This window comes from Kordia sp. (assembly GCF_965283645.1).
In the GTDB taxonomy this organism is placed as follows: domain Bacteria; phylum Bacteroidota; class Bacteroidia; order Flavobacteriales; family Flavobacteriaceae; genus Kordia.
This window is the reverse complement of record NZ_CBDIPG010000001.1, coordinates 3481196-3507370: the sequence shown is the minus strand read 5'-3', so window position 1 is coordinate 3507370 and position 26175 is coordinate 3481196. Positions and strand designations below refer to the sequence as shown.

Here is a 26175-nt window from a genome sequence, read left to right as displayed (position 1 = left end):
ACACTTCAAAAAACGAAACCATCTGTGTGCTAAACGCAGATGGTTTTTTTGTGTGTGAAGATTGCATTTACACAAATTTATAAATCTGAAAATACTTCGTTTGTTTTCAGAAATAGTGCTACATAACTTTGAGTTGTCTTGATCGAGATAGGTAGCATCCGAAAAGCCTTAACAAAGTAGGAATCAATTCAAAAAAAATAAATATCTATGAAAAAACTAATTTTTAAAGCTCGCTATTTTGTGCTCGTCCTTTCCATGATTGTAGGATCATTATATCTTATTGGTTGTCAAACAGAGGAATTAACATCCGAACCAGAAGAAACGGTTACTGCTAGTAAAAGTATTGAAGGAAGAATTCCATACACTCCAGATTTTAGTCCGCCAAACATTCCAAATAGAAACATAGACGATCATTGTGTGGTACGACTTGCGTATTTATCATACTTAGAACGTTGTCCAGAAAATGCAAGTGTTGTGAGTTATTGGATTAATATCAGAAGAACACAAGGTTTTGAAGGACTGGCGGCAGGATTCATCACTTCTGCAGAAGCAAATCAACGATGGAACTCTCGGTATCTATCTTTTTTAAGCAGAAATAATATTACAAGCAACCAAATAAAGAAGAAAGTATATATCGCTTACAGAGGTTTGTTATTACGAGAACCTGACGTAGCTGGAGGAATTTACTGGACCACTATTTTAAATGCAAGAGGTATTGTTGATGTTGCCAAAGGTATTGGGAATTCTCCAGAATTTAATAGACGATTGTCACGTATTGCTACCGAATGTAACAACGCCGCAAATCAATGTACTTTTTAAAAAATAGCCAACAATTGAATCATCAAATATTAAAAAAAGTAACTATCACAATTAGATACCATTTATAATTTTTTTCTCATCAATCAAAATTACGAACAGTTGCCTTTTTACATAGCGGAATCTGAAAAGCTTATAGAGTAGGAATCAATTCAAAAATTTATTAATCATGAAAAAACAAAAATTTCAAAAGTTGGGAATTAAAAAGTCTACTATTTCTCAATTAACACAAGATCAACTCAATGGAGGAGGAACAATTACATGTCACGGAAACTCGTGTTGTCCAACAGAAGCGGCTACTTGTGCAAATACGTGTGCCAATACGTGTGGTAATACATGCCAGTTTACATGTGGAACAATATCTCCGACAGATATCTGTCCAGAAACAAGATATTGTCCAGCGTAATGTTAGGTAATTTTATTAAATATAAAAAAGCAATTAAGACTACCCTGTAGTTTTAACTATGTCAATTTTTTATTTCAATCAAACACATCAAATTACGAACAGTTGCTTTTTTACATAGCGGAATCCGAAAAGCTTATAGAGTAGGAATTATTTCAAAATTTTATGAATCATGAAAAAACAAAAATTTCAAAAGTTAGAAATTAGAAAATCTACTATTTCTCAACTAACACAAGATCAACTTAATGGAGGAGGAACAATTACATGTCACGGAAACTCGTGTTGCCCAACAGAAGCGGCTACATGTGCAAATACGTGTGCAAATACATGTGCTGGTTGTGGCCCAACAAATAATGGCTGTGGATCTGGCCCAACTAGATTTTGTCCAACAATACAATTGCCAGTTTAATAGTATTAACGATTGAATGATTGTAAAAGGCTGTCAATATATTTTTGACAGTCTTTTTTTTGGTGGTCGTAAATACAGAGCAAAAAAAAACTCGATCCGAAGATCGAGTTCTTTTTTTATTAACCAACCAAAACTTTAAATTATGAAAATCTCTCTTTTTAAAGTCGCAAAAGGAAACCACTCGCTTTTGCACTGCAAATATAGAACGACATTTATGTTATGCAAGCATAGTAATTTACTTTAACAGTATTTTTACACTCACAACTGTAGTTCATCTCTATTTTGTAGCAAATTCTCAACAAAACGTGAATTTTATTACAAAGTATTCAATATCATATCAATTTTCGGCAAAACAACCAATAAAAAAAGCCCGATCATAGGATCGAGCTTTTCTTTATTTATTAACCAACCAAAACTTTAAATTATGAAAAATTTCTTTTCTTAAAGTCGCAAAAGGAAACCACTCGCTTTTGCACTGCAAATATAAAACGACATTTATATTATGCAAGCATAGTATTTGACTTTAACAGAATTTTTACATTCATAACAGTATTTCGTCGATGCTTATTGATGAATATTCAATGAATTTTTCGTTTTATTAAAGAATATTCAACATTTTGACGTTTTTCACATTCGTGATTTTGGCTATTGTATCGTTTTGTAACCTTCTAAATTGGTGATTCCCCAATTTTTTAGCTCTTCTTCACTCCATAATTCTGGAAAAAAGATTCTTTTTTGATATTTTGGATGCATATACTTTTGCCAATCGCTTCCACCAGTAGCTGCTGCGTTTCCTTTATCAGAGTTTATATATTTTCCAGCCGCATCGTAATGGTGCATTACCCAACTAATATTTACCGTATGATCATAATGACGCATTGCGTTTATTAATGCTTTGTCATTTTGATAGTTTCTTGGCAATTGCTTAAATTTTGTCCATAAATTGATTGTGTTGTATTCTTTCATCCAACCAATGAGTTCTTTTTTGTATTTCTCATCAAAGTTAACCATCAATTTACTGCGTTTTCCAGTTTTATGATCATTTCCAGCAACTTGCCAATACATATTGTTGTATGCGTGTAAGTATGGTGTTTCACGATCAATTGTAGTTCTAAATCTGTAATCTATTAAATTGATCAATTCTGTAGAAGCAATTTCAATTTTACGATATTGTGCCGATTGAAAACCGCTTGCAGGCGTTAACGTATCACGGAATTTCATGTATTGTTCTACTTCCATTCCTTCGCCCATAATATCAAACGAGTTGGAAAGCATATCAAAATAACGACTAATACGCATGAGATGCATGACAAATTTTTCAGGTTCAATATTTTCTGTGTGTGCTATTTGTTGCATTTCCCACAGAATCATTTTAAACACCAATTCATTGATTTGATGATACATGATAAAAACCATTTCATCGGGCAATTGTGTACGTTGCGTTTGTAATCCTAAAAGTGCATCTAATTGAACGTAATCCCAGTATTTCATAGGTTCCGCATGTAATAATCCTGAAAGATGCACATCAGGATCTTGTCCCATATCCAAGTATTTTTTGTCTATGGCGGCTAGTAATTCTTCTCTAGTCATGTTGTATTTTTTTGGAGAGAATGATTCTTGTTTCAATTCAGATTGTCATTTGGAGCGCAGTCGAGAACTCAAAAAACTATCCGTTTTATAAGCATTTCTAAAGTTTCACTTGCTACCTTCAATCAAAATATATTTTGATTGAAGGTAATGCTCAATGTGACATTATTATTTTATGATTGACAGATTGCTTCTCTCGCATCGAGTACGAGATCGCAATGACGAATCATATTCACTGTATAATTATAAAGTTCCGCGAGCTGCTTGTTCTCTTTCAATTGCTTCAAATAATGCTTTGAAGTTTCCGACTCCAAATGATTGCGCGCCTTTACGTTGAATGACTTCAAAGAACATTGTTGGTCTGTCTACAATGGTTTTTGTAAATATTTGCAATAAATACCCTTCTTCGTCTCTATCAATTAGAATTCCGTGTTTTCTGAGTTCTTCTACATCTTCGTCAATATCACCAACTCTTTCTAGTAAATCGTCATAATACGTTTCCGGAACATATAAGAATTCAACGCCTCTTTCGCGCATTTGCGAAACTGTTTCTATAATATTATCGGTAGCAACTGCAATGTGTTGTACACCTGGACCATTGTAAAAGTCTAAGTATTCTTCTATTTGCGATTTCTTTTTTCCTTCTGCTGGTTCGTTGATTGGAAATTTGATTCTACCGTTTCCATTACTCATTACTTTACTCATCAACGCCGTAAAATCTGTAGAAATGTCATCATCCGTAAACGAGATAATTTGCGCAAAGCCCATTACTTTTGCATAGAATTCGCACCAATCTTTCATTTCTCCCCAACCTACATTTCCTACCATGTGGTCAATAAATTTTAGTCCAACTGGCGCAGGATTATAGTGAGATTCCCACTTTTTATAGCCTGGCAAGAACAAACCATTGTAGTTTTTACGTTCTACAAATATGTGAACCGTTTCTCCGTAGGTGTAAATTCCTGAACGCATTACATATCCGTTTTCATCTTCTTCTTTGGTAGGTTCTAGGTATGGTTTCGCTCCTCTTTTCGTAGTTTCTTCAAATGCTTTTGTGGCATCATCTACCCAAAGTGCTACTACTTTTACACCATCACCATGTAAATCAATGTGTTCGTTGATTTCTCCACCTTTTCCAAGTGGTGTTGTTAAAACCAATCGAATTTTATCTTGCTTTAATACATACGAAACTCTGTCCGTTAATCCTGTTTCTAAACCTGCATAGGCTTCTGATTGAAAACCAAATGCCGTTTTGTAGAAGTGCGCTGATTGTTTTGCGTTTCCAACATATAATTCTACATAGTCAGTTCCTAGTAACGGAAGAAAGTCTTCCGCATCTTCAAATAATTTTTTGAGTCCGTATTCTGTATTTTGTAAATCTTTTAAGTTTTTTATTTCTGCTGCCATCTTTTTATTTTTTAGTGCATTCGCAATTTGTATTTTAAGCCTTGTAGTTTGTTAGTCGCGTGAGTCGTTCTTAATCTGAACATTCAATTATTCTTGATACAATTTTTTCCAAAAATCACTCGAATTGACGCTACTTGATTCCTTGTAAACTCACATTGAGTATATCATATTTACCACATTGCTCGTACATGCGTTGCAATTTTAGTTGTGTGTGTCATCAGTGTTTTCCGTTTTCTAACCAAGATTTGTAATAATCTTCATCAGCAATTTTCATGGCTTCTTCCGTTACTTGCAATGGTTTGAATGTGTCTACCATTACTGCCAATTCTTCCGTTTCTGTTTTTCCAATACTTCGTTCTACAGCACCAGGATGTGGTCCGTGTGGAATTCCTGCCGGATGCAACGAAATGTGTCCTGCTTCAATATCGTTTCTGCTCATAAAATCGCCATCAACATAGTATAACACCTCATCACTATCAATATTACTATGATTGTATGGTGCAGGAATACTTTCTGGATGATAATCGTATAATCTAGGTACAAACGAACAGACTACAAACGCATCCGTTTCAAAGGTTTGATGTACTGGTGGCGGTTGGTGAATTCGTCCTGTAATCGGTTCAAAGTCGTGAATTGAAAACGCGTACGGATAGTTGTAACCATCATATCCAACAACATCAAAAGGATGTGTTGCATACACCATTTCGAAAATATCTCCTTGCTTTTTTACTTTGATTAAGAAGTCGCCTTTTTCGTTGTGAGTTTCTAACTCTTCAGGTCTTCTAAGATCGCGCTCACAAAATGGTGAATGTTCTAAGAGTTGACCAAACCAGTTTCTGTACCGTTTTGGTGTGTATATTGGTCGATACGATTCAACAATGAATAATCTGTTATCATCTGTATCAAAATCTAGTTTATAAATAATTCCGCGTGGAACTAATAGATAATCTCCATATTTGAAATCAAGATTTCCGAGCATTGTGCGCAGTTTTCCTGTTCCTTTGTGAATGAAGATGAGTTCGTCAGCATCTGTATTTTTGTAGAAATACTCACGAGTAGATTCTTTCGGAGCCGCTAAAATGATGTTGCAATCACTGTTTGTTAAGACTATTTTCCTACTGTCTAAATAATCTTGTTCGGGCGCCACTTGAAATCCGCGCAAGCGATACGATTGTATGTTATTTGCTTTCGCAATTTTTGGTGCAACGCTGTATTGTTTTCGAATTTCTTTTACTTGCGTTGGTCGGTGTTCGTGGTAACTATTGGTGGACATTCCGTCAAAACCGATGGTTCCAAAGAGTTGTTCGTAATATAAATCGCCGTTTGGCTTTCTGAATATCGTGTGTCTTTTAGGTGGAATATTTCCTAATTTATGATAAAAAGGCATAGTGTTATTTTTTTGTAATCGTAAAAAATGATGTGATAAGATATAGAAAAATGTGAAGAAATGATGTCACATTTAGCAAAAAAACAACGCTGTCTTATTCAGGATTTCGCTTGATAAGATAGTGTAAATGCGCTAGTAAGTCGTTCCAAAAAGGTTTCACTTGTGTAATTTTAGTAGCTGATTTTTTATCAGTTGTACACAAATATCGGAATTATTTGGAGATTTTTAATGATTGAAGTCATGTTTGGCTTTAATTTTGAGGATTTTATACAGTATTTTATCAACTTCGTATTGAAAAATGGGCCGTTTCACTAAATTATTATAATGAAGTATGTACTTGCATTCATACTATTTTTATTCACTTTTACAGCTTTTGCACAAGTAAAGCAGGATACACTTTTTATTCATCAGAAAAATATTATTAGTAAGATTGATACACTTTTTGATATACGAACAAAACCAACTATTGAAAAACGCTATTTTCATCTGAGAGAAAACAATCCTTTAAACGGATTTTACAAAATCAGTACAGGAAAAGAAACTTATTTTGTTACGCAGTATACGAATGGATTTGAAGATAATTCAGTGTTTAATTATATAAAGTATTATGATAATGGACAGTTACACACGATAAAAATTAAAGGAAACACAATGTTTGGTAGTCATTTTTTATATGTTCCTAAATATAGTTGTGAACAGAGGAAATTTACTGGTTTTTATGTTGATTTAGTGAATGAAGAACTCAAAAAACAAGTTCGGATAAAGCAAAAGTTTAGAAATAAATATGTGCTTTGGAAAGTAATTTTTGAAGATGGAAATGTACATCGAGTTCAGTTGAATCGTGCTGTTTTAAATGATTGTTATGACTAGGTATTTACTTGTTTTGCTAAGTATTCTTCTTTTTTCGCGTAAATCCAAACAGCTTTTGGAGCCGCCACCTGTAATTGTTTATAAAGATATTCAACACATTGAAGATGAAGAGAAATCTATTGAAAATAAAAGCTATTTATATTGTAAAATTACTGACATACAAGGAAATCCATTAGTATTGGTTGCATCACAATTGGTTGTTGCTGAGGAATCTTGTTATAGTGCCTATTCAGATTTTGATGGTTTTTTGCAACTTCGTTATGATAAAACCAAGATTACTCCAAACAGTTATTTGGAAATTGTATACAAAGGATTTAGCAAAAAAGTTATTCCATTCGCAAATCTTGAAAAAGAAAAAGGAAAGGAGATACAGTTAGAAACAGGAGATTCGGTTGTTACAAAAGAAATGTGCAAATGTTATTATACTCAAATTCGAAATTGCAGGTATTACATATTCACTTGCAGTCTTAAAACCAAAATCCAAAACTAAAGTACAATTGATCTTTCTGTACATCTGGTGTCCATGCATATTTTATTTGTACTGGACCAAAAAATGTTTCTAAACCATATCCAATTCCATATCCATTAAAATCAGGAATACTAAACCATTCGCCACTCCTAAATATATTGTTACCCACATTGGCGTAGTTTGCCGTAAGGTTCAAGTGATGTTTGGATGAGAAATTATAATCGAGCGTGATACTTCCTTTTACAAAGCTATTTCCTGCAAAACTTAAAAAATCGTACCCTAAAAATGGTGTGTAATTGTTGATAAAGTTGTTTCCAAATCCTCCTAAAGCAAAGTCTAACGAATTTACTTGTGTATCACCGAGCTTGAATCCGCCTTCTGACGAAATGTTTAGCGATATATTATGAAATAATGGTGTTGCATAACCAATTTTTGCTTTCGCGATAGAGAATAAGTCAAAGTTTTTATTGTAATCTGACGAATATAAATACCAATGAAAATCTCCAGCAAAAAACAGTCCTTCAGATGGAAAGTACTTTTTGTTATACGTGTCTAATTTTAAGAACCCAAATGTACTTAAGAAGTCACTTTTTTCAAATGTCGTTTCATTATTGTTTCCTTGCACAATGGTTTCCGAATCAATTTTTAAGCGTTTGTGTTCTGCGCCAATTCCAAATACAAATTCTTCTCTTATTACGGTTTGCACATACAGTTGATTGGTGAAATCTGATACTGAAACATCAATTCTATTTAAATCAGGATTTGTATTATCATCACTTATCAAATCATAATTTATTCCTTTTTCAAACGTATTTAATCTTGATTTTAATCCAATACTCCAATAATAGCCTTTGTCAATATAGTATTCAAAGTTGTACCGAATGTTGTCACCAATGATAAAATCGAACGAAGCTACATCATTGTTAAATAGTATTTTTTTCTTTGTCACATTAATTAATCCTGCCGTTTTGTAGACATCATCATAATGTGCCGCCAATCGTAAAAACATGGTACTTGGTGTTTCTCGTAAGTTGAGAATAATATCTTCTGAGCCATCTTCATTTTTCCACGTTTTGTAACGAATTCCTGAGAAGTTTCCAGTTGCCGCCAAGTTGCTAATTCCTTCCGTGAATTTTTTAAAAGGAATTGTATCTGGTGTTTTAAATCGAAGTTTTCCACGCACATATGAGCGTGTGTATTTGTTATTTCCACGTAAGTGAATGTAATTAATTTTTATTGAATCTTGAACTACGACAGGTTTTCTATTAGGTTTTTCAAGTTGCTTGTCTGCAATTTCTTGTAATGCTTTTATATTAGCTCTTCCGGCTTCTTCTCCACGCTCAATAAGATCGGCGCCTCTATCAAAAGAAATGACACTGAATCCTTTTATATTTGGACGAATGTAAACATCGGTTTGTTTACTTTTCCTCTTCATATCGTAGATCGTTCGAAAGTTATTAATTTGCGATAGAATGCCCATTGCAGATTTTAACTTTTCGCGTCCAGCCAAACCATCTTGCACATCAATTCCAATGATGATGTCTGGGTTTTTCGCTTTGATTTCGTCAATTGGATAGTTGTTTGTAACACCACCATCAATAAGCAAACGATCGCCCATTTCAATAGGTTCAAATAGTGATGGAAATGCGCCACTTGCCGTAATTGCATCTGGCAAATAACCATTGTCTAAAACAACTGCTTCCCCTTTTTCAATGTCTGAAGCAATACAGAGAAACGGAATTGGTAAGTTATTAAAATCGTTGATATCTTTTACATGCAATAGTAGTTGCGCAAGTTTGTTGTAAACATTTTGTCCTTTTGAAATAGCTGATGGAAAGGCAACTTTAAATTTTTCAAACGGTAAGGTAATTGCATAACGTTCCGCATCTTCCTTTTCGTAAAATGTTTTTACAGATCGAGGTAATTGATCTTGAATTAAGACTTCAAAATCCGTTTCTCGAAAGATAGAATCTATCTGCTTTCCAGAATATCCTGAAGCGTATAACGAGCCAATGATTGCGCCCATACTTGTTCCGCCAATATAGTCTACTCGAATGCCTAAACTATCAATAATTTTAAGCGTTCCAATATGTGCCAATCCTTTTGCGCCACCACCGCTTAAGACTAAACCTACGGTGTAGTCTTGTTTCTTTTTTACAGCTTCTTGAGCCGAAATGAAAGCAATGTTTAGTAATACTATGCAGATGTATATCCACTTTTTCATGGCAGGCAATTTATTTTTTATGAAAGTTATCGTATATTTTTTTAGCTCTGCTATCACCAATTACAGCGGCAATTTCTTCGCGAGAAGCAGCGGCAATTCGTTTGACAGATTTAAATTTCTTTAGCAATTCTACTATTGTTTTTTCGCCAATTCCAGCAATGGTTTCCAGTTCTGAATTTAACGCAGTATTACTTCTTTTGTTTCTATGAAACGTTATTCCAAATCGGTGTGCTTCATTTCGTAACTGTTGTATTATTTTGAGCGATTCACTTTTTTTGTCTAAATATAGTGGAATTGAATCACCTGGGTAATATATTTCTTCCAATCGCTTTGCAATTCCGATGATTGCAATTTTTCCACGTAAATTTAATACATCTAAACTTTTTAACGCCGAAGATAGTTGTCCTTTTCCACCATCAATAACAATTAATTGTGGTAAAGGTTGCTTTTCTTCTACTAATCTTTTGTATCTGCGATACACAACTTCTTCCATAGAAGCAAAATCGTCTGGTCCTTCCACTGTTTTTATGTTGAAATGACGGTATTCTTTTTTGCTTGGTTTTCCGTTTCTGAATACGACACAAGCCGCTACAGGATGTGTTCCTTGTATGTTGGAGTTGTCAAAACATTCAATGTGTCTTGGTTCTGACGAAAGACGCAAATCTTTTTGCATTTGCATCATGATTCGATTTACGTGTTTGTCTGGATCTGTTAGTTTTATTTGTTTGAAACGCTCCATTCTGTAATATTTAGCATTTCGCAACGATAGCTCTAAGATTCGTTTTTTGTCGCCTAATTTTGGAATTGTGATTTTGAATTTTTCTCCTAATTCTACTTTGAAAGGAACGTATAACTCTTTGGAATTTGTTTCAAATCGTTGGTGAATTTCCGTGATTGCGAGTTCTAATAATTCTTTATCCGTTTCGTCTAGTTTCTTTTTGATTTCTAGCGTATGCGAACGCACAATAGAACCTAACGAAAGTTGTAGGTAGTTGATGTATCCAAAACTTTCATCCGACACAATAGAAAATACATCTACATTGTTGATTTTAGGGTTTACAATCGTTGATTTTGCTTGATAATTTTCTAAGATTTCTACTTTTTCTTTTACTTTTTGCGCATCTTCAAATTCCATTGCTAGTGCGTGTTCCTTCATTTGCTCTTTAAATTGTACTAAAGAATCTTTGAAGTTTCCTTTTAAGATTTCACGAATCGCTTTGATTTCTTCATCGTAGTTTTGAATTGTTTGATAACCTTCACATGGACCTTTGCAGTTTCCTAAGTGATATTCTAAACAGACTTTGTATTTGCCTGCGTTTATTTTTTCATGAGATAAATCGTAATTACATGTTCGCAACGGATATAATCCTTTTATTAAGTCTAATAAGGTTCTGACTGTTTTTACACTTGTGTATGGACCAAAGTATTCAGAACCATCTTTGATCATTCTGCGAGTTTGAAATACTCTTGGGAAACGTTCATTTTTGATGCAAATCCACGGATACGATTTGTCATCTTTTAACAATACATTGTAACGTGGTTGGTATTTTTTGATGAGATTGTTTTCCAATAACAACGCATCCGTTTCCGTAGCAACCACAATGTGTTTGATGGACGCGATTTTTTTAACCAATACTTTCGTTTTCCCATAGTCATGATTTTTATTGAAATAGGAAGACACGCGTTTTTTGAGGTTTTTTGCTTTTCCAACATACAGAATTTTTCCATCTTTATCATAGTATTGATAAACACCAGGATTGGTTGGAAGTGTTTTGAGTTGTAATGCGAGTGCTTCGGTCATGTATCTAGTATTGTGTACTGAGATTTTAGTATTGAGTTTAAAAAGGAAAATGGCTTTCCACAAATTTAACAGCAATTATTCCAAAAACAAAGCAATACCATTTCTACATTTTTTATTTTAGTGAAATTTAACTTTGAAAAGCTTATAAAAGCGAATTCAAAGTTATTTTTTGAACTAACTCCTTAGCAGAACGGAGTCTTTTACTAGTAAACGTTTGTCTGTTACATTGCTATCTTTGTATTTTTACTGCAAATTTTTTAGAATGTCAAAATCTGTCTTACGAAAGCAATATAAAGCGTTACGAAATGTACTAACTCCTGAACAGGTAGACGATTTTAGTTTGGCTATCGCTAATAATTTATTGAAACTTCCAATTTGGGAGAAACGATATTATCAGTTGTTTTTGACGATTGCCGAACAGAAAGAGGTTGATACCGAGTTTATTTTGAATATTTTGGCAGGAAAAGATAAAGATATCATTTTGTCTAAGAGTGATTTTGAAGACAATTCTTTGACACATTTTTTATTGACAGATAACACCGTTATTAAAAAGAACGCCTATAATATTCCTGAACCTGTAGACGGAATTGAAGTACCTTCCAACAAAATTGATGTGGTTTTTGTGCCTTTGTTAGCGTACGACACCAAAGGAAATAGAATTGGGTATGGAAAAGGATTTTACGATCGTTTTTTAGCAGATTGCAAACCTGATGTCATGAAAGTTGGCTTGTCGTTCTTCCCTCCTGAAACTACTGTTTTTGCTGTTGATGCAACTGATATTGGTTTGGATTTTTGTGTAACGCCTGAAGAGGTTTTTGAGTTTTAGAATGTTTCTCGTTATAATTTTTATGTGTTGACGGTTATAAAACATAAAAATCACTCGAAATGACGATTTGTATAGAATTAGGAAGTTAAGTCTATGCTTCTTCCGGAGTCACTTTAACAACTTCTTTTAAGACTTCTCTTTTTCTTTGTTCTACTTCTTTCTTAGGAAATGCTCTTTTGTTAAAGATTAACAATAATAATACGCCAATGGTAATTGCTGAATCTGCAACGTTGAATACAGGATCAAAGAAGCTAAAACGATCGCCACCAAGCCACGGCATCCATTCTGGCCAAGTAGTATCAACCATTGGAAAGTAGAGCATGTCTACTACGTGTCCGTGAAATACAGATGCATAACCGCCAGCTTCGGGCATAAATGTTGCCAATCCGCTACCAGGTGAACTTTCACTGAATAATATTCCGTAAAACACTGAGTCAATGATGTTTCCAAAAGCGCCCGCAAAGATTAACGCGATTGCAACAATTAGAATTCGAGAGCTTTTCTTTTTTACCGAATCATACAACCAATAACCAATTGCAGAGATTGCAAATAAGCGAAATAAGGTAAGGAATAATTTTCCGTAATTACCTGGTAATTCAACGCCCCAAGCCATTCCTCTGTTTTCTACAAAGAGAATTTTGAACCAGCCAAAAACATTTACTGATTCGCCTAATACAAAGTTTGTTTTGATGTATATTTTACTGATTTGATCAATAAGTAAGACCAAAACAATGATTCCAATAGCTTTTTTTAATGACATATGTCGTACAATTTCCGTTTGAAAATTCTAATAGTTGGCTAAAATAAGAATATTTTATGCTTTATCAGCAGAATATGTAATCTTTCCATTGTTCGCTTTTAATTCTATTTTCTTTCCTTTTTTATAGAATATTGCATGCTGATTTGTATGTGTTTCCAACGTAGGCATGTTTTTGTTGATGTATAGAATGTTTCCTTTTTTGGTCTGAATTTCCGCCTCGCTTGTAAAATTGGTTAGTGTGAAGTTTCCTGAGATTAAAATTGCTTGGAATCTTTTGTAGTTTCCTTTGATGTGCACTTGCGTTCCGTCACCTTCTAGTTGCACTTTTAGTTTTTTTGGAAGGTAGATATTCATGGTTACCGAAAAGACTTTATGTGCACTTAGTTTGTCGTTAGGAATTTCGAAATTTTCTGCTAATTCACATGAGAGTTGAATTTGCTTGTTTTTTGTTGCTGTAATAATGTTTAGATCGCGAAAGTATTCGCCTTCCATTCTTGTTTCAATTTTTATTACGTTGGCATTGGTACTGATGATATTGAGTTGAAATATTTTATCCGTATTGATTCGGATTTCATCTATTTCGTATATAGAAAGTGTTTGTTGTGTTATTTTTTGGGCAAAACAACAGGTTGTTATAAAAAGAAGGAAAGGCAGTATGTACTTTATTTTAAACATTTTGACTTAATATTTATCGCTTCGCTTCTGTTATTCGTTGATTCGTTGATTTGTGTTTTTTTATCCTGAATCAACTTTGATATTGACTAAATAGTAAAATTAAAAATTCTCACTATAATCACAACGATCTCACTCTTCAGTGGGATTAGTTCAACTTACAATCTTGATTATGTCTTGCAGACGTATCAAGATTGAGTTTCACTAACAAAAAAAGCGCTCATTGAGCGCTTTTCGTAAAGTATATAGCTGTTATTTTTGCATGTTTTTTGCTTCAATGCTTAAGGTAGCATGTGGAACTAGTTTAAGACGCTCAGGATTGATTAATTTCCCTGTAACTCTGCAAATTCCGTACGTTTTGTTTTCTATACGAATTAGAGCATTTTTTAGATCACGGATAAATTTTTCTTGTCGGATAGCCAATTGCATGTTTTTTTCCTTTGACATCGTTTCCGAACCTTCTTCAAATGCTTTGAATGTTGGTGACGTATCGTCTGTACCATTATTATGGTCATTCATATACGCACTTTTTAACAATGTTAAGTCTTTTTGTGCTTGATCAATTTTGTCTTGAATTAAGCCTTTAAATTCTCCAAGTTGCTTGTCTGAGTATCTTATTTTAGTATCTTCCATGATGTGTTACATTTTTTTAATAAACAATATGGTGTTTACGTCATCGAAAGCAATTTCTATTCCATTTTCTAGTTTATCTACAAAGACTAATTCTTTTGTGAGTGTTTCCACTTTTATATATTCTAAATTACTTTGTATAGCATCTACTAAATGTTCATCTTTTTGTAGTGATACATGTATTTTGTCTGTGACTTCAAATCCTGAATCTTTACGCAAGTTTTGAATTCTGTTTACAAGTTCTCTTGCAATTCCTTCTTTACGTAATTCATCCGTAATTGTTACATCTAACGCTACTGTTATTCCTCCCGAATTGGCTACTAACCAACCTTCGATATCTTGAGAAGTTATTTCAACTTCAGTTATGTCTAATGTACTATTTTTTCCGTTAATTACAACGGGGATTTTCCCTGTTTTTTCAATTTCGGCTATTTCTTCTTGTCCAAATTGCATAATTACAGCCGCGGCGGCTTTCATATCTTTTCCAAATTTTGGCCCAAGAACTTTAAAGTTTGGCTTTATTTGCTTTACTAATATTCCAGAAGCATCGTCTAGTAATTCAATTTCTTTGACATTTACTTCAGATTTTATTAATTCGGCTACAGCCAAAATTTCCTCTTTTATTTCCGCATCCAACACCGGAATCATGATTCGTTGTAATGGTTGACGCACTTTGATCTTTTCTTTAGCTCTTAACGATAATACTAAGGAAGATATTGTTTGCGCATTTTCCATTTTTCGTTCTAACGACTTGTCAATGAATGTTTCATCATACGTTGGAAACTTAGCCAAATGTACACTTTCAAAGTTTTCTGTAGTTGTTGCTTCCGTTAAATCTTTGTAAAGTCTGTCCATATAAAAAGGCGCAATTGGCGCGCCTAACTTGGCAACATTTAACATACATGTGTATAATGTTTGGTAAGCAGATATTTTATCGTGCTGATAATCGCCTTTCCAAAATCTTCTTCTACTCAATCGTACAAACCAGTTACTTAAGTTTTCTTGCACAAATTCAGAGATTGCTCTTGCCGCACGTGTTGGTTCGTATTCTGCGTAGAATTGATCTACATTTTTGATTAAGGTATGTAGTTCTGAAAGTATCCAACGATCTATTTCTGGACGATCTGTTAATGCAATTTCTTTTTCGCTATAGCTGAAATTGTCAATGTTTGCGTATAGACAGAAGAACGAATAGGTGTTGTATAACGTTCCGAAGAATTTACGTCGCACTTCTGCAATTCCTTCTAAATCAAATTTTAAGTTATCCCAAGGATTTGCGTTTGAAATCATGTACCAACGCGTTGCATCGGCTCCGTACGTGTCTAATGTTGTGAATGGATCAACTGCATTTCCGAGACGTTTGGACATTTTTTGTCCGTCTTTGTCCAATACTAAACCGTTTGACACTACATTTTTGTAGGCTACCGAATCAAATACCATGGCGCCAATTGCGTGAAGCGTATAGAACCAACCACGAGTTTGATCGACACCTTCGGCTATGAAGTTTGCTGGATAGCTTTCGTTGTTGTCTATGAGTTCTTTGTTTTCAAACGGATAATGCCATTGTGCATACGGCATTGAGCCAGAATCGAACCAAACATCAATTAAGTCACTTTCGCGCTTCATTGGTTGTCCAGAAGGCGAAACTAGCGTGATTTCGTCAACTATATGTTTGTGTAAGTCTACTTTGTCATAGTTTTCTTCAGACATGTTTCCTGCTTCAAAATCGGCGTATACATCTTCAGATGTTACTCCTACAGCAATTGCTTTTTTGATTTCAGATTTTAATTCGGCTAACGAACCAATCATTAGTTCTTCTTTGCCGTCTTCTGTACGCCATATTGGTAGTGGAATTCCCCAGAAACGTGAACGTGATAAGTTCCAATCGTTTGCGCCTGCAATCCAGTTTCCAAAACGTCCTTCACCAGTTGATTTTGGTTTCCAATTGATGGTTTGGTTTAAATCGTACATTTTATCTTTTACATCCGTGATTTTGATAAACCATGAATCTAACGGATAGTATAATATTGGTTTGTCCGTACGCCAGCAATTTGGGTAACTATGGACATATTTTTCTACTTTGAATGCTTTGTTTTCAGTTTTTAGTTTGATGGCCAATTCGACATCAACTGATTTTTCAGGAGCTTCTCCGTCAGCATAGTATTCGTTTTTGACATATTTTCCAGCCAATTCGCCCATTTCGGGTCTAAATTTACCTTGTAAGTCTACTAACGGAACTAAGTTATCGTTTTCATCTTTTACTAATAATGGAGGAACTTCAGGTGTTGCTTGTTTTGCCACCAAAGCATCATCTTGTCCAAATGTTGGCGCTGTGTGTACAATTCCTGTTCCGTCTTCTGTAGTTACGAAATCTCCAGCAATCACTCTGAATGCATTTGCTGCATTTTCATATGGCAACGCATAGTCTAGCAATTGCTCATATTTGATACCTACTAAGTCTTTTCCTTTGTGTTCGGTTGAAACTAAGTATGGTATTTTTTTATCACCTTCTTTGTAAGCTGTTAATTCTTCTTGTGTTTCTACTTTTGCGAATTTTTTACCTGCAAATTGTTTTCCAACAAGTTTTTTTGCCAATACTATATTGATTGGTTCAAATGTGTATTGATTGTATGATTTTACAACAACGTAATCAATTTTTGACCCAACCGTTAATGCTGTGTTTGATGGTAATGTCCACGGTGTTGTTGTCCATGCTAAGAAATGCACATCACCTTTTATGTTTTGTAACGCTTCTGGTAATGTTTCTTTGATGGTTTTAAATTGCGCAACTATGGTTGTATCTGTTACATCTTGATACGTTCCGGGTTGATTTAGTTCGTGCGAACTTAATCCTGTTCCTGCTTTTGGTGAGTAAGGCTGGATTGTGTATCCTTTATACATTAAATCTTTGTCATAGATTTGTTTTAGCAACCACCAAACGCTTTCCATGTATTTTGATTTGTACGTTATGTACGGATCATCCATGTTTACCCAATATCCTGTTCGGCGCGTCATGTTATTCCAGATGTCTGTATAACGCATGACTGCTTTTTTACAAGCTTCGTTGTATTCTTCTATGGTGATTTTTGTACCAATGTCTTCTTTGGTGATTTTCAATTCTTTTTCAACACCTAGTTCTATAGGAAGTCCGTGTGTGTCCCAACCTGCTTTACGTTTTACTTGATATCCTTTTTGTGTTTTGTAGCGACAGAAGATATCTTTTATCGCTCTGGCTAATACGTGGTGAATTCCGGGTAATCCGTTTGCTGACGGTGGTCCTTCGAAAAATACGAATGATTCAGCGCCTTCTCTTGAATTTATACTTTTTTCAAAGATATTGTTGTCTTCCCAATAGTTTAGTATTTCGTCTGCAACTACTGGTAAGTCTAGTCCTTTGTATTCTTTAAATTTATGAGCCATTTTTTCTGCTGTATATTGGATTTGCGAAATTAATGAATTTCATTGAATTGTAATGTGTTAAAAATATAAAAGCTATTTAACTCGATAGAAATTTCTGTAAGATATAAAAGCCTTAGATCTCGCTTTTCAGCAAGATGAGTTCAACTTACAATTTTGAGTGCATCTTCCTGATTTCTCAAAATTGAGTTTTACACAAAAAAAAGACCACTTGAAAATCAAGTGGTCTTTTTTATGAGTTCGTTTCTGTGTTATTGGACGACTAGCTTTTTACTAATTTTTCCTTTTTCAGAATAGATACTTATAATGTAAATACCACTTGCTTTGTCATTAATAGGAATTCGAATTGTGTTTTGATTCATTCCGTCTTTTAATGAAAGTATTTGTTGTCCTAGAATGGTGTGCATATCAATACCTTCTAGTTGAATGTCTGTATTATTTGTAATTACAATTTCTTCCGTTTCTGTATCTGTATACATTGTGATTCCATTTTGAAGAATTTGATCATTGACACTTAGTGTGTTTTCAGGTTGGAAAACCAATGCATAACGATCATTTGTTTCTCCAGCAGGAAGCGTTATGTTAAAGTTGCCTGCTTTTAAATCGTGCGTTGTTCCATTAAGTAAGTCTTTAATGTAAATTTCAAGACTGCTATCAATGTTTTCTAATTGATCAATATTGATGGTACCAGTACCGCCATTTTCTGAAACGAAACCAAGTGCAATTTCTCTGCTGTTATGGAATTTATTTATAGTTTGAATCACATATTCATCATTTTCTAAATACCAATACATATCATCACTGGCAACATAAATAGATTCACCTTCTTCACCTCTTACCACGGCATCTGAAGCTTCTCTATGCGACACTACAACTATTTGTCTGTGAAATCCTTGCGGATTTGTGTATCCTAAACGAATTTTTTCTCTGTAATCTTTTACAATATTGTATTCCTCATAAATATCATCCAGCGTAACTGTATCATCATCTTCTGCACTGACATCAGTATGAGTAGTAGTTCTATTTTCATTTTCTGGAATTACACTTGTTCCTACATCAAGAGAAGGATCATCGTTTGTTCCTCTTACAAATGTTGAAAATTCAAAAATAGAGATGTATTCAGGTATGAATAATCGTTGTGAATTGTTGAACTCTACAGTAGTCGTCACTCCGTTTCCAGCGTTGTTATCACCTTGTACAAAGAAACCTTGTCCAACTGGTATATATCTTTTTGGAGTTTTTTCTCCCGATCCTGCTGCACCTAATGCTGGATGTGACATTGCTGGTGTACCTACACCCATTCCTGGTCCCATTGATGCATATGTTGCATATCCACCTTGATAATCTAATAACGTGTGTGTTCCTCCACCCCAATGTTCCCAGAAGTAAATTGTTCCTTCCATATTTGGGTTATCTTCTATGAATAGATCAGCATCCAACGCACTTGGATACGGGTTTCCTACTAAATATAAGTTTGTATCTCCTAATGGACTTACTGTTATATCTCCATTATTTGGCTTTCCTCTAAATACATAGTTTTGCTCTTCTCTTTCTGCTGCTGTAGCAGATGTACCTTTCATAGTATATCCTTCTCCTGGCGATATTGCTCCTGTATTCCTAACAAATTGCCAAGCGTTGTAATCTTCATCAGCTCCATTTACAAATTTGTATATCCATCGTGTACTCAATGTAATTGGAGGTCCGACAATTCCATTTTCGTCAGCTGTCCATGTAATTGCTGCTGGCGAAGCTGGTGTTGTTCCATCTAAGAACACACCACCAAGTGTAAAGTCTAGATTATTTGAAGTTGTATTAATAACACTTACAGGAGATGACCAATAGTTGTAAGTATATCTACTAGCTGTTCCTTGTTGATCTCTTTCAATGTAACCAGCACTTGAAGTTGCCAAATCACTATGTGTTTGTTGTATAAGTTGACTTTCCCCGTTTAATTTTAATACACCATCTACTTCAGTATACCAACTATTGTGGACTCCAAATCCAGATCCTGCAGTAAAAGCAAAAGGTGAAGGATTTGTAATTACAGGATTTGTACCGTTTACAATTAGTCTATTTCCTGAATCAACAAATAAACCTAAAGTATAGTAACTAGCATTGATGTCTACATCATTGCTTACTCTAACAATTGACCAATTTTGTCTAACACCACCTATATTAATTCCCAATGCAGGTGTATCCCATACTGTTCCGTGTTCCCAAGTAGCATCATCTTCCCAACTTCCGTCAGCAGTTGTAACATATGGTAATGGTGCAGTTTGCGCTTCCAAAGCTGTGATATTTTTCATGAATGCATCATTATCTCCAAGTGGCGATTGATCTTCTATACGGTTTCCTTTAATGTCGGACATGTTATAGTAAGCAACTAACGATGACCAAGGAACGTTTGCATTTGTATCAAAGTCTTCAATGTCTTTAGGGATTTCTGTTCCTCTAACATTGAGACCATTTTGTTGTACTTCTTGATAAATCATTTGGCGCATTTGGTCTTCTGTTAGTACAACATCAAATATTTTTACTTCATCAATAGAACCTCTAAAATAATCGATATTTCCTTGTGTTCCCATTCGGAAAGGATTTGGATTAGGTGTTAATGGATCCACGCTTCCTCCTCCAATGGATACACCATTGAGGTAGAATCTTGCAAAACCTGTTCCCGCATTTACTATTATGGCAAAATGAACCCAATCTCTTATCGTTGGACTCGTTGTGGAAGAGACAGAAACTGTTTGTCCTTCTTGAATTCCAAGTTCTCCTGATTTTAAGAAAAATCTAAATTGATCCGTAACTCCAAGAATTCTTCTACTTGATACCGTTGCTGCTTGTCCTGGGTTTTTTACCCAACCCATTACAGAATAGTCTGATAGTCCTTCAGTAGCTGGTGTTTTATCTTCAACATAATCATCAACACCATCAAAGAACAATGCATTTGAGCCTGTAATTTGTTGTGGTTCAGCTAGTGTAAAGTACTGACCATCGGCCAAATTTACACCTGTAAATGTTAAAATACCTCCAGTATTTGTTCCTGTAAAGTTTTCATAGTTAGTAAAAGCTACATCATCAGCAATGTACAATTCTAAATCGTTAAGATTTGGTATTCCGCTTGCACTCATATCAAACTCTAGTTGCACTGTACCTACATCTGTAATACTTTCACGAGCTGTCCATATTTTGTTTAACATTCCTAAGGTTCGTGCTGGCAAAGTAGTTGTTTGAATACTTTCTGCTAGACCATTATTTCCAACAATTAAATAACTTTGGTTAGATACGAAGCTTCCACTTTCGACTTCCATTGTTAATACATCTGCAGGACTTACATTTACACTACTTGATCTTGTTTGCAACAGTCCTGAGTTATCATCACGTGCTACACCAAATACATTGTACCCGTATCCTGCGTTTACACTACCATCCCAAATTACATTTCCACTGGAATCGATATAATCTTTACTTGTACCTGCATATCCAAAAGGAGAAGAAGTATTGGAAGGAGTATCCCAAAAAGCATCATTTGACCCTAGTGTTATTCCATATTTGATTGCTAAATATGATTCAACCTTTTCAAGTTCAGCAGTAGATAAATCTCTGTCATATATTATTACTTCTGCAATTTCTCCATTGTATCTGTAACCAGAACCAGTATTTCCATTACCGCCTCTACGAGCTCCGATTAACACATCAACACCTGAAGCGTCTCCAGATTGTACTCCGTCATTACGATTTGCCACATCTAATATTCCATTTACATAAGGTGTTAATCTTGTATTAGGATCACCAGTATCAGCAATAACACCTGAAGTCAGTTTTGGTTCGTTTAATGCATAAATAGTTCCCCAACGAACTGCTTGCTGTGTTCCTGAAGCTCCAGATCTACCTAATGTATGGTGCAATACTCGATCCGTACCACCAAACCAAACTTGGTAATTTCTAATACTGTTATTTCCTTTACATAATACTGTACCTGTAGATGTTCCATTGGTAATTACCATGGTAATTATTGTCATTTCATCGGTTAGTGGCTGTAAATCTAACTCTGGTTGATCTCCAACATTAAGAAATTGAGTCCCAGTAAATTGCAATACAGGATTAAAATTTAAGCCATTGGCTACATATTGAGCATCTGCTGATCCTTGAGAAACAGCAGTAAAACCATTCACGGATTGATCTGCCCAACTATCAACATCCGTTCCTGTGAGTGAGGTTCCTGTATCAGCTTTTAACCACAACTGTAAGTTGCTCGATACACTTCCAGGACTTACAAATGGCAAAATTCCGTTTCCAGATATAGCATAAGTGTATAATTGTTCTGATAAATCAGGATCATTATTGTCTATAATTATTTGTGCAGTGGCTGGTCCTGCCAGCGTGGGCGTATAGGTTACTTGAAATGTGGTTGATTCACCTGCGGAGAGCACTAAATCTGAAGGTTGTGATAAAATAGCAAATGCAGGATTACTTCCAACACCTAAACTTACTGGTGGATTTGTTAGCACTAAGTCAGTTGATGATGTACCTATATTTTCTATGGTGAATGTTCGGGTAATTACGTCTGTACTTATTGTTCCGTTACCAAAATCAGTATTATCTGTAGGTGTTGTAGTAAGTGTTCCATCTGCAATTTCGATACTATTTCCACTTACATAAATATCTGGAGGCGTCACTGGTATAACAATATTTACTGTGTAATCTTCTACTTCTCCAAAATTATATGTTCCACAAGGAGTATTTGGTACAGTTCCTGGCGTATTAAAATATTGTAATCGAACACGCATACGCGTATTTCCTGCGGTTGCCGTTAATGGAACTGTAAAGTTCCCTGTTCTGGGAGACACAATACTGGCTCCGTCTGCAAATACAAATTCTCCTGGGTCAGTAAAATCATTATCTTGATTGTAATCGATCCAAACACCAATTCCTTCGTCGTAAATGGTTCCTGTCCAGAATTTTGTTACTGTAACTGAACTTGATACGCCAGCTGTTAAATCAGCAGGAGGTAATCCTGTTAAGTTAGTGTATCCGACACCGGGTGAAGAAGTATCAAAATTTAATGATGTTCCGTTGAGTTGAACTTCACTTATGTATTCGTCAACAACACTATTACCCGAAGAGGTACAATAAGGTTGTGCTTTTACAAAAGCAAAGCATAGCATAAATGCTACTAATAAATAAGCTTTTTTCATTTTAGTAAGGAATTAAGGCGCAATAAATTTACTTTTTTTACAGTAATTTAACTAATATTAGCTCGAATAGATTCAATTAATTTAGATAAAAACACTTAAATAGTCGTTAAATGTTATATTAAATTTCATAAAGTGCTAAAATTAATACTATTTTTCTGTACAACTTTTTTTTAAAAGGAACAGTTTAGTCCTAAAATTAGGTTTCGACCAGGCGCTGTTATACCCGAAGAATACGATCTATAACGCTGATCAGTGATATTTTCTAAAGATGCTGTGAAATTAATTTTTTTAGTGATTTCTATACTCGATCTTGCGTTTAGCGTTAGCCATGAAGGCGCATATGGATTTCCGTTTTCATTTATTGCATATAAGTAGGCTTTGCTGCGTTCGGAAGGTGCTAAGTTTTCAAATGTTATGGATCCATTATAATTGGTAAATACGTCAAATTTTAGTTTGTCGCTTTTGTATATTAAGTGAAAGTTTCCAAATATTGGCGAAACATGTCGTAACGGAACTTTTGTACCATCTGCTTGTTCTTCTTCACCTCTTGGAATTGTTAAGTCGGCAGTAAGTTTAATGTTTTTTGTCATCTTCGCTTTGATTCCAAATTCAAATCCGTACGTAAATACTTTTGAAGCATTTTGAATGGCTTGCACATTACTCAATTCACCATTGTAAACAATTTCTGTTTCTCCATTTAAATTGAAATCTTTACGAATTAATGCATCGTCCAATAATGTATAGAAAGCCGTGAAACTGAAATCAAATTTATCAGTGATCCGTTTTTGAATTCCTATTTCTGCATTGTACGCATATTCGGGCATTAAATCTGGGTTTGGCACCACTACAGAACCAGGTTCAGAGTCAAATACTTTTCCGATGTCATCAATGTTTGGTGCTCTAAATGCTGTTCCTAAGTTTGCTGTTATTTGCCACGTTTCCGGAACCCAACTAAATCCTATACTTCCTGTAAAAGCGCCTGTATTTGTGGTTGCTTCCGTAAATGGAAATGGAAAGAATGTAGTATCAAAATCTGTATCAATTAGTATGTGATTGTAACGCAATCCTGATTGAATGGTAAATTTCGGATGCAGTTTGTATTCCGCACTCATGTATGCCGCCATGGATTGCCATGTTGCGCCATCAGGATAACGAGAAGGCGCATCTGTAATTTCGCCCGTTTCTATGTTTCTATCATGTCCATCAGAATGTACTTTGTTGTATACATATTCTAATCCGTAAAATACTTTTATTTTTGGGTTGAAACGTTTTTCAAAGTCTAAGTTTGATGATATTGCATCTACTCTTTCTTCCGTTGTGTTTAGGATTGCATCTTGAAATAAACGATTGTTTCTACTTTCTTGAAAGTGCTGATACGCATTGGTAAATTTTACATTGTCATAGAATGTATTGTTTCCTTTTTTCTGTGTTTGCAAATTCCCCATGAACCATTTTTGTGGTCCATAAAACCAATCACCGTAACGCAATGTTCCGTTTCGGTATTGAATGAGTCTGTCGTATCTTGGATAGTTTGATGTTTCTGAGTAATGCAATCCGAGATCAAATTCCCAAATATCATCTGGCACAAGCTTTATTTTTTGTGAAAGATTTAGTTGATTGTATCCTGTAAATCGTTGTACTAATGGATCATCATTTGTAATTACGGTATCTTCTCCATTGATTCGAGTTACCAATTCAGGTCTGAGATAACGATCGTTTCCGTTTCGTCCCATGCGTAAATCATCAAAATCAGAATAACTTACACTTGTATGAAACCCCCATTTTTTGATTCCGATATTAAAATCTGCATGACCCGTTTTTTCTGTATTAGCAGATGCATAACGCACACCTGCATTACCAGAGAAAATTGTTTTTTCATTCCATGATAGTTGTGGCGATTTTGTATAGAAATTCATGACACCACCAATAGCATCACTTCCGTAAATTACAGAACCTGGCCCAAGAATTACTTCTGTATTGCTCACATTGAACGGATCAATTGCAATTACATTTTGAATGTTTCCACCTCTAAATATGGCATTATTCATTCGTACACCATCAACTGAAAGTAGCAATCGGTTTGTAGAAAACCCTCTAATCATTGGGCTTCCACCACCAAGTTGACTTTTTTGCACAAATATTTTACCGCTTTTTTCAAGTAAGTCTGCCGCCGTTTGTGGAGCCGCATAGGCAATGTCTTTACTGCTGATACTTACAATTTTTTTGGGTACTTCTTCTTTATCTTGTTCCCACTTGGATACAGAAATGACAATTTTGGACAATTCTTCAGTTCCTTTTACAAGATATACTTTGTTTTTATTTTGAATAATTTCCGCTTTGGTAAACGTAACCGGAAGGTAGGAGATATGCTGAAAAGTAATTTTTTCATTAGCTCCAAAAGAGGATATATCTATTTTCCCTCTAGCATTGGTGATTCCACCTTTAGATTGGTCTGCGTTATACACATCAACACTAGATATATTTCTATCGTTGGTGATATCTTTTACTTGAATTTCTTGACCAAAAATAGCTGTAGAAAAAATAAAAGAAATTAGAAACGCAATACCTTTTATTTTATTTGAATACTTCATGTAACACTTCCATTGATTTTGGTTGCCTAAATCCTTGCAAATGTAATTTAAAATATTGAATGAATATCGCAAGAATTTCATTTCTTCTGTGAGAAGACAACATTATGGTATGTTGTGCATCAAATTTTATGCCCAATAGCTGTTTGAACGATGTTAAAATTTCGCCTGTGATGCATTCATTTAAGGTAAGATTGTCTAAGAATTGTCCTTCTTGTAAATCAAAGTAGTTTTTTTGAATGTTTTCCGTTTCAGGATAAAAGCCAAAGTATTTGGTTAATTGTACCAAGAATACTAAGTGAAAGTTTGCAATTTCATCATGAATATCTAACCACTGCAAAGCATTTTCTATAAATTTGAATAATGCATCATTTTTTTCCTCTTCTTGGATGGAATAGTTAAGTACTTCTGACAAGAATAATACAATTGCACTTTTGGATATGTTGGTATGGATAGATGTGTACGGATATACCGATTTTACATCTTTTATGTATTCTAAACTTCCTTTGTTTTTATGATTTGCAACAATTTCTAACTGCATTAAAGGTTGAAAGTACGCTATTTTAAGTTTTCCTTTTCTTGATTTAAGAATTCCACGAAGCATGTAACTTTTTATGCCATCAGAAGCCGTAAAACATTTTACAATTACACCTGCATCGCCATATTTTATGGTTGAGATTACAATTGCTTTTGTAGTGACTAACATACTGT

The 26175-nt window shown here is 34.6% G+C and carries 18 protein-coding genes; 6 read left to right on the top strand and 12 right to left on the bottom strand.

Annotated elements, in window-relative coordinates; genetic code table 11:
- The first annotated feature begins 207 nt into the window (after positions 1–207).
- From ACQ654_RS15445 to ACQ654_RS15435, 3 genes are all read left to right on the top strand, one after another.
- A complete protein-coding gene (locus tag ACQ654_RS15445; protein ID WP_430411242.1) occupies positions 208–819 on the top strand; it encodes a hypothetical protein in 612 nt (203 codons plus the stop codon).
- Between the two features lie 166 nt (positions 820–985).
- The gene (locus ACQ654_RS15440) at positions 986–1222 is read left to right on the top strand and encodes a hypothetical protein (RefSeq protein ID WP_430411241.1); all 237 of its coding nucleotides are present in this window, start codon (positions 986–988) and stop codon (positions 1220–1222) included.
- 169 nt (positions 1223–1391) lie between these two features.
- On the top strand, positions 1392–1628 hold the full coding sequence (locus tag ACQ654_RS15435) for a hypothetical protein (protein ID WP_430411240.1): 237 nt from the start codon (positions 1392–1394) through the stop codon (positions 1626–1628).
- Between the two features lie 645 nt (positions 1629–2273).
- Here ACQ654_RS15435 and ACQ654_RS15430 read toward each other — a convergent pair.
- The 3 genes from ACQ654_RS15430 to ACQ654_RS15420 form a co-directional block, all read right to left on the bottom strand.
- A complete protein-coding gene (locus ACQ654_RS15430; RefSeq protein WP_430411239.1) occupies positions 2274–3218 on the bottom strand; it encodes a tryptophan 2,3-dioxygenase family protein in 945 nt (314 codons plus the stop codon).
- Between the two features lie 240 nt (positions 3219–3458).
- The gene (hppD, locus tag ACQ654_RS15425; RefSeq protein ID WP_430411238.1) at positions 3459–4622 is read right to left on the bottom strand and encodes a 4-hydroxyphenylpyruvate dioxygenase; all 1164 of its coding nucleotides are present in this window, start codon (positions 4620–4622) and stop codon (positions 3459–3461) included.
- Positions 4623–4839: 217 nt separating this feature from the next.
- Positions 4840–6009, bottom strand: a complete 1170-nt coding sequence (locus tag ACQ654_RS15420; protein ID WP_430411237.1) for a homogentisate 1,2-dioxygenase — start codon at positions 6007–6009, stop codon at positions 4840–4842.
- Positions 6010–6333: 324 nt separating this feature from the next.
- On the opposite strand from ACQ654_RS15420, the gene ACQ654_RS15415 reads away from it, so the two are divergent.
- Positions 6334–6879 (top strand): hypothetical protein, encoded by a 546-nt coding sequence (locus ACQ654_RS15415; RefSeq protein WP_430411236.1) that lies wholly within the window; start codon positions 6334–6336, stop codon positions 6877–6879.
- Positions 6872–7369, top strand: coding sequence for a hypothetical protein (locus ACQ654_RS15410; protein WP_430411235.1), 498 nt, complete (start codon positions 6872–6874; stop codon positions 7367–7369). Before ACQ654_RS15415 ends, ACQ654_RS15410 begins: the two co-directional genes overlap by 8 nt.
- Here the strand turns inward: ACQ654_RS15410 and ACQ654_RS15405 are convergent.
- Complete coding sequence (locus ACQ654_RS15405; RefSeq protein WP_430411234.1) at positions 7347–9572, bottom strand: patatin-like phospholipase family protein; 2226 nt, start codon at positions 9570–9572, stop codon at positions 7347–7349. The genes ACQ654_RS15410 and ACQ654_RS15405 overlap by 23 nt on opposite strands.
- A 10-nt stretch (positions 9573–9582) precedes the next feature.
- On the bottom strand, positions 9583–11373 hold the full coding sequence (gene uvrC, locus ACQ654_RS15400; protein WP_430411233.1) for an excinuclease ABC subunit UvrC: 1791 nt from the start codon (positions 11371–11373) through the stop codon (positions 9583–9585).
- A gap of 262 nt (positions 11374–11635) precedes the next feature.
- Here uvrC and ACQ654_RS15395 point away from each other — a divergent pair, with 262 nt between their 5' ends.
- Positions 11636–12199 (top strand): 5-formyltetrahydrofolate cyclo-ligase, encoded by a 564-nt coding sequence (locus tag ACQ654_RS15395; RefSeq protein WP_430411232.1) that lies wholly within the window; start codon positions 11636–11638, stop codon positions 12197–12199.
- A gap of 91 nt (positions 12200–12290) precedes the next feature.
- Here ACQ654_RS15395 and ACQ654_RS15390 read toward each other — a convergent pair whose 3' ends face one another.
- From ACQ654_RS15390 to recO, 7 genes are all read right to left on the bottom strand, one after another.
- Positions 12291–12959 carry a lipoprotein signal peptidase gene (locus ACQ654_RS15390; protein WP_430411231.1) on the bottom strand — a complete coding sequence of 223 codons (669 nt, stop codon included), beginning with the start codon at positions 12957–12959 and terminating at the stop codon, positions 12291–12293.
- A 54-nt stretch (positions 12960–13013) separates the two neighbouring features.
- Entirely contained in the window at positions 13014–13634 is a 621-nt protein-coding gene (locus tag ACQ654_RS15385) for a hypothetical protein (protein WP_430411230.1), read from the bottom strand.
- 249 nt (positions 13635–13883) lie between these two features.
- Entirely contained in the window at positions 13884–14264 is a 381-nt protein-coding gene (locus tag ACQ654_RS15380) for a TraR/DksA family transcriptional regulator (RefSeq protein WP_430411229.1), read from the bottom strand.
- Between the two features lie 6 nt (positions 14265–14270).
- Positions 14271–17681 carry an isoleucine--tRNA ligase gene (gene ileS / locus ACQ654_RS15375; RefSeq protein ID WP_430411228.1) on the bottom strand — a complete coding sequence of 1137 codons (3411 nt, stop codon included), beginning with the start codon at positions 17679–17681 and terminating at the stop codon, positions 14271–14273.
- Positions 17682–17929: 248 nt separating this feature from the next.
- On the bottom strand, positions 17930–22876 hold the full coding sequence (locus ACQ654_RS15370; RefSeq protein ID WP_430411227.1) for a GEVED domain-containing protein: 4947 nt from the start codon (positions 22874–22876) through the stop codon (positions 17930–17932).
- A 170-nt stretch (positions 22877–23046) separates the two neighbouring features.
- Positions 23047–25467, bottom strand: coding sequence for a TonB-dependent receptor plug domain-containing protein (locus tag ACQ654_RS15365; RefSeq protein ID WP_430411226.1), 2421 nt, complete (start codon positions 25465–25467; stop codon positions 23047–23049).
- A complete protein-coding gene (gene recO / locus ACQ654_RS15360) occupies positions 25451–26170 on the bottom strand; it encodes a DNA repair protein RecO (RefSeq protein ID WP_430411225.1) in 720 nt (239 codons plus the stop codon). Before recO ends, ACQ654_RS15365 begins: the two co-directional genes overlap by 17 nt.
- Between the last annotated feature and the right edge of the window lie 5 nt (positions 26171–26175).

Excerpts from the sequence above, each read along its gene's own strand:
- ACQ654_RS15445 (WP_430411242.1), top strand. The coding sequence starts at position 208 with ATGAAAAAACTAATTTTTAAAGCTCGCTATTTTGTGCTCGTCCTTTCC.
- ACQ654_RS15440 (WP_430411241.1), top strand. The coding sequence starts at position 986 with ATGAAAAAACAAAAATTTCAAAAGTTGGGAATTAAAAAGTCTACTATT.
- ACQ654_RS15435 (WP_430411240.1), top strand. The coding sequence starts at position 1,392 with ATGAAAAAACAAAAATTTCAAAAGTTAGAAATTAGAAAATCTACTATT.
- ACQ654_RS15430 (WP_430411239.1), bottom strand. The coding sequence starts at position 3,218 with ATGACTAGAGAAGAATTACTAGCCGCCATAGACAAAAAATACTTGGAT.
- hppD (WP_430411238.1), bottom strand. The coding sequence starts at position 4,622 with ATGGCAGCAGAAATAAAAAACTTAAAAGATTTACAAAATACAGAATAC.
- ACQ654_RS15420 (WP_430411237.1), bottom strand. The coding sequence starts at position 6,009 with ATGCCTTTTTATCATAAATTAGGAAATATTCCACCTAAAAGACACACG.
- ACQ654_RS15415 (WP_430411236.1), top strand. The coding sequence starts at position 6,334 with ATGAAGTATGTACTTGCATTCATACTATTTTTATTCACTTTTACAGCT.
- ACQ654_RS15410 (WP_430411235.1), top strand. The coding sequence starts at position 6,872 with ATGACTAGGTATTTACTTGTTTTGCTAAGTATTCTTCTTTTTTCGCGT.
- ACQ654_RS15405 (WP_430411234.1), bottom strand. The coding sequence starts at position 9,572 with ATGAAAAAGTGGATATACATCTGCATAGTATTACTAAACATTGCTTTC.
- uvrC (WP_430411233.1), bottom strand. The coding sequence starts at position 11,373 with ATGACCGAAGCACTCGCATTACAACTCAAAACACTTCCAACCAATCCT.
- ACQ654_RS15395 (WP_430411232.1), top strand. The coding sequence starts at position 11,636 with ATGTCAAAATCTGTCTTACGAAAGCAATATAAAGCGTTACGAAATGTA.
- ACQ654_RS15390 (WP_430411231.1), bottom strand. The coding sequence starts at position 12,959 with ATGTCATTAAAAAAAGCTATTGGAATCATTGTTTTGGTCTTACTTATT.
- ACQ654_RS15385 (WP_430411230.1), bottom strand. The coding sequence starts at position 13,634 with ATGTTTAAAATAAAGTACATACTGCCTTTCCTTCTTTTTATAACAACC.
- ACQ654_RS15380 (WP_430411229.1), bottom strand. The coding sequence starts at position 14,264 with ATGGAAGATACTAAAATAAGATACTCAGACAAGCAACTTGGAGAATTT.
- ileS (WP_430411228.1), bottom strand. The coding sequence starts at position 17,681 with ATGGCTCATAAATTTAAAGAATACAAAGGACTAGACTTACCAGTAGTT.
- ACQ654_RS15370 (WP_430411227.1), bottom strand. The coding sequence starts at position 22,876 with ATGAAAAAAGCTTATTTATTAGTAGCATTTATGCTATGCTTTGCTTTT.
- ACQ654_RS15365 (WP_430411226.1), bottom strand. The coding sequence starts at position 25,467 with ATGAAGTATTCAAATAAAATAAAAGGTATTGCGTTTCTAATTTCTTTT.
- recO (WP_430411225.1), bottom strand. The coding sequence starts at position 26,170 with ATGTTAGTCACTACAAAAGCAATTGTAATCTCAACCATAAAATATGGC.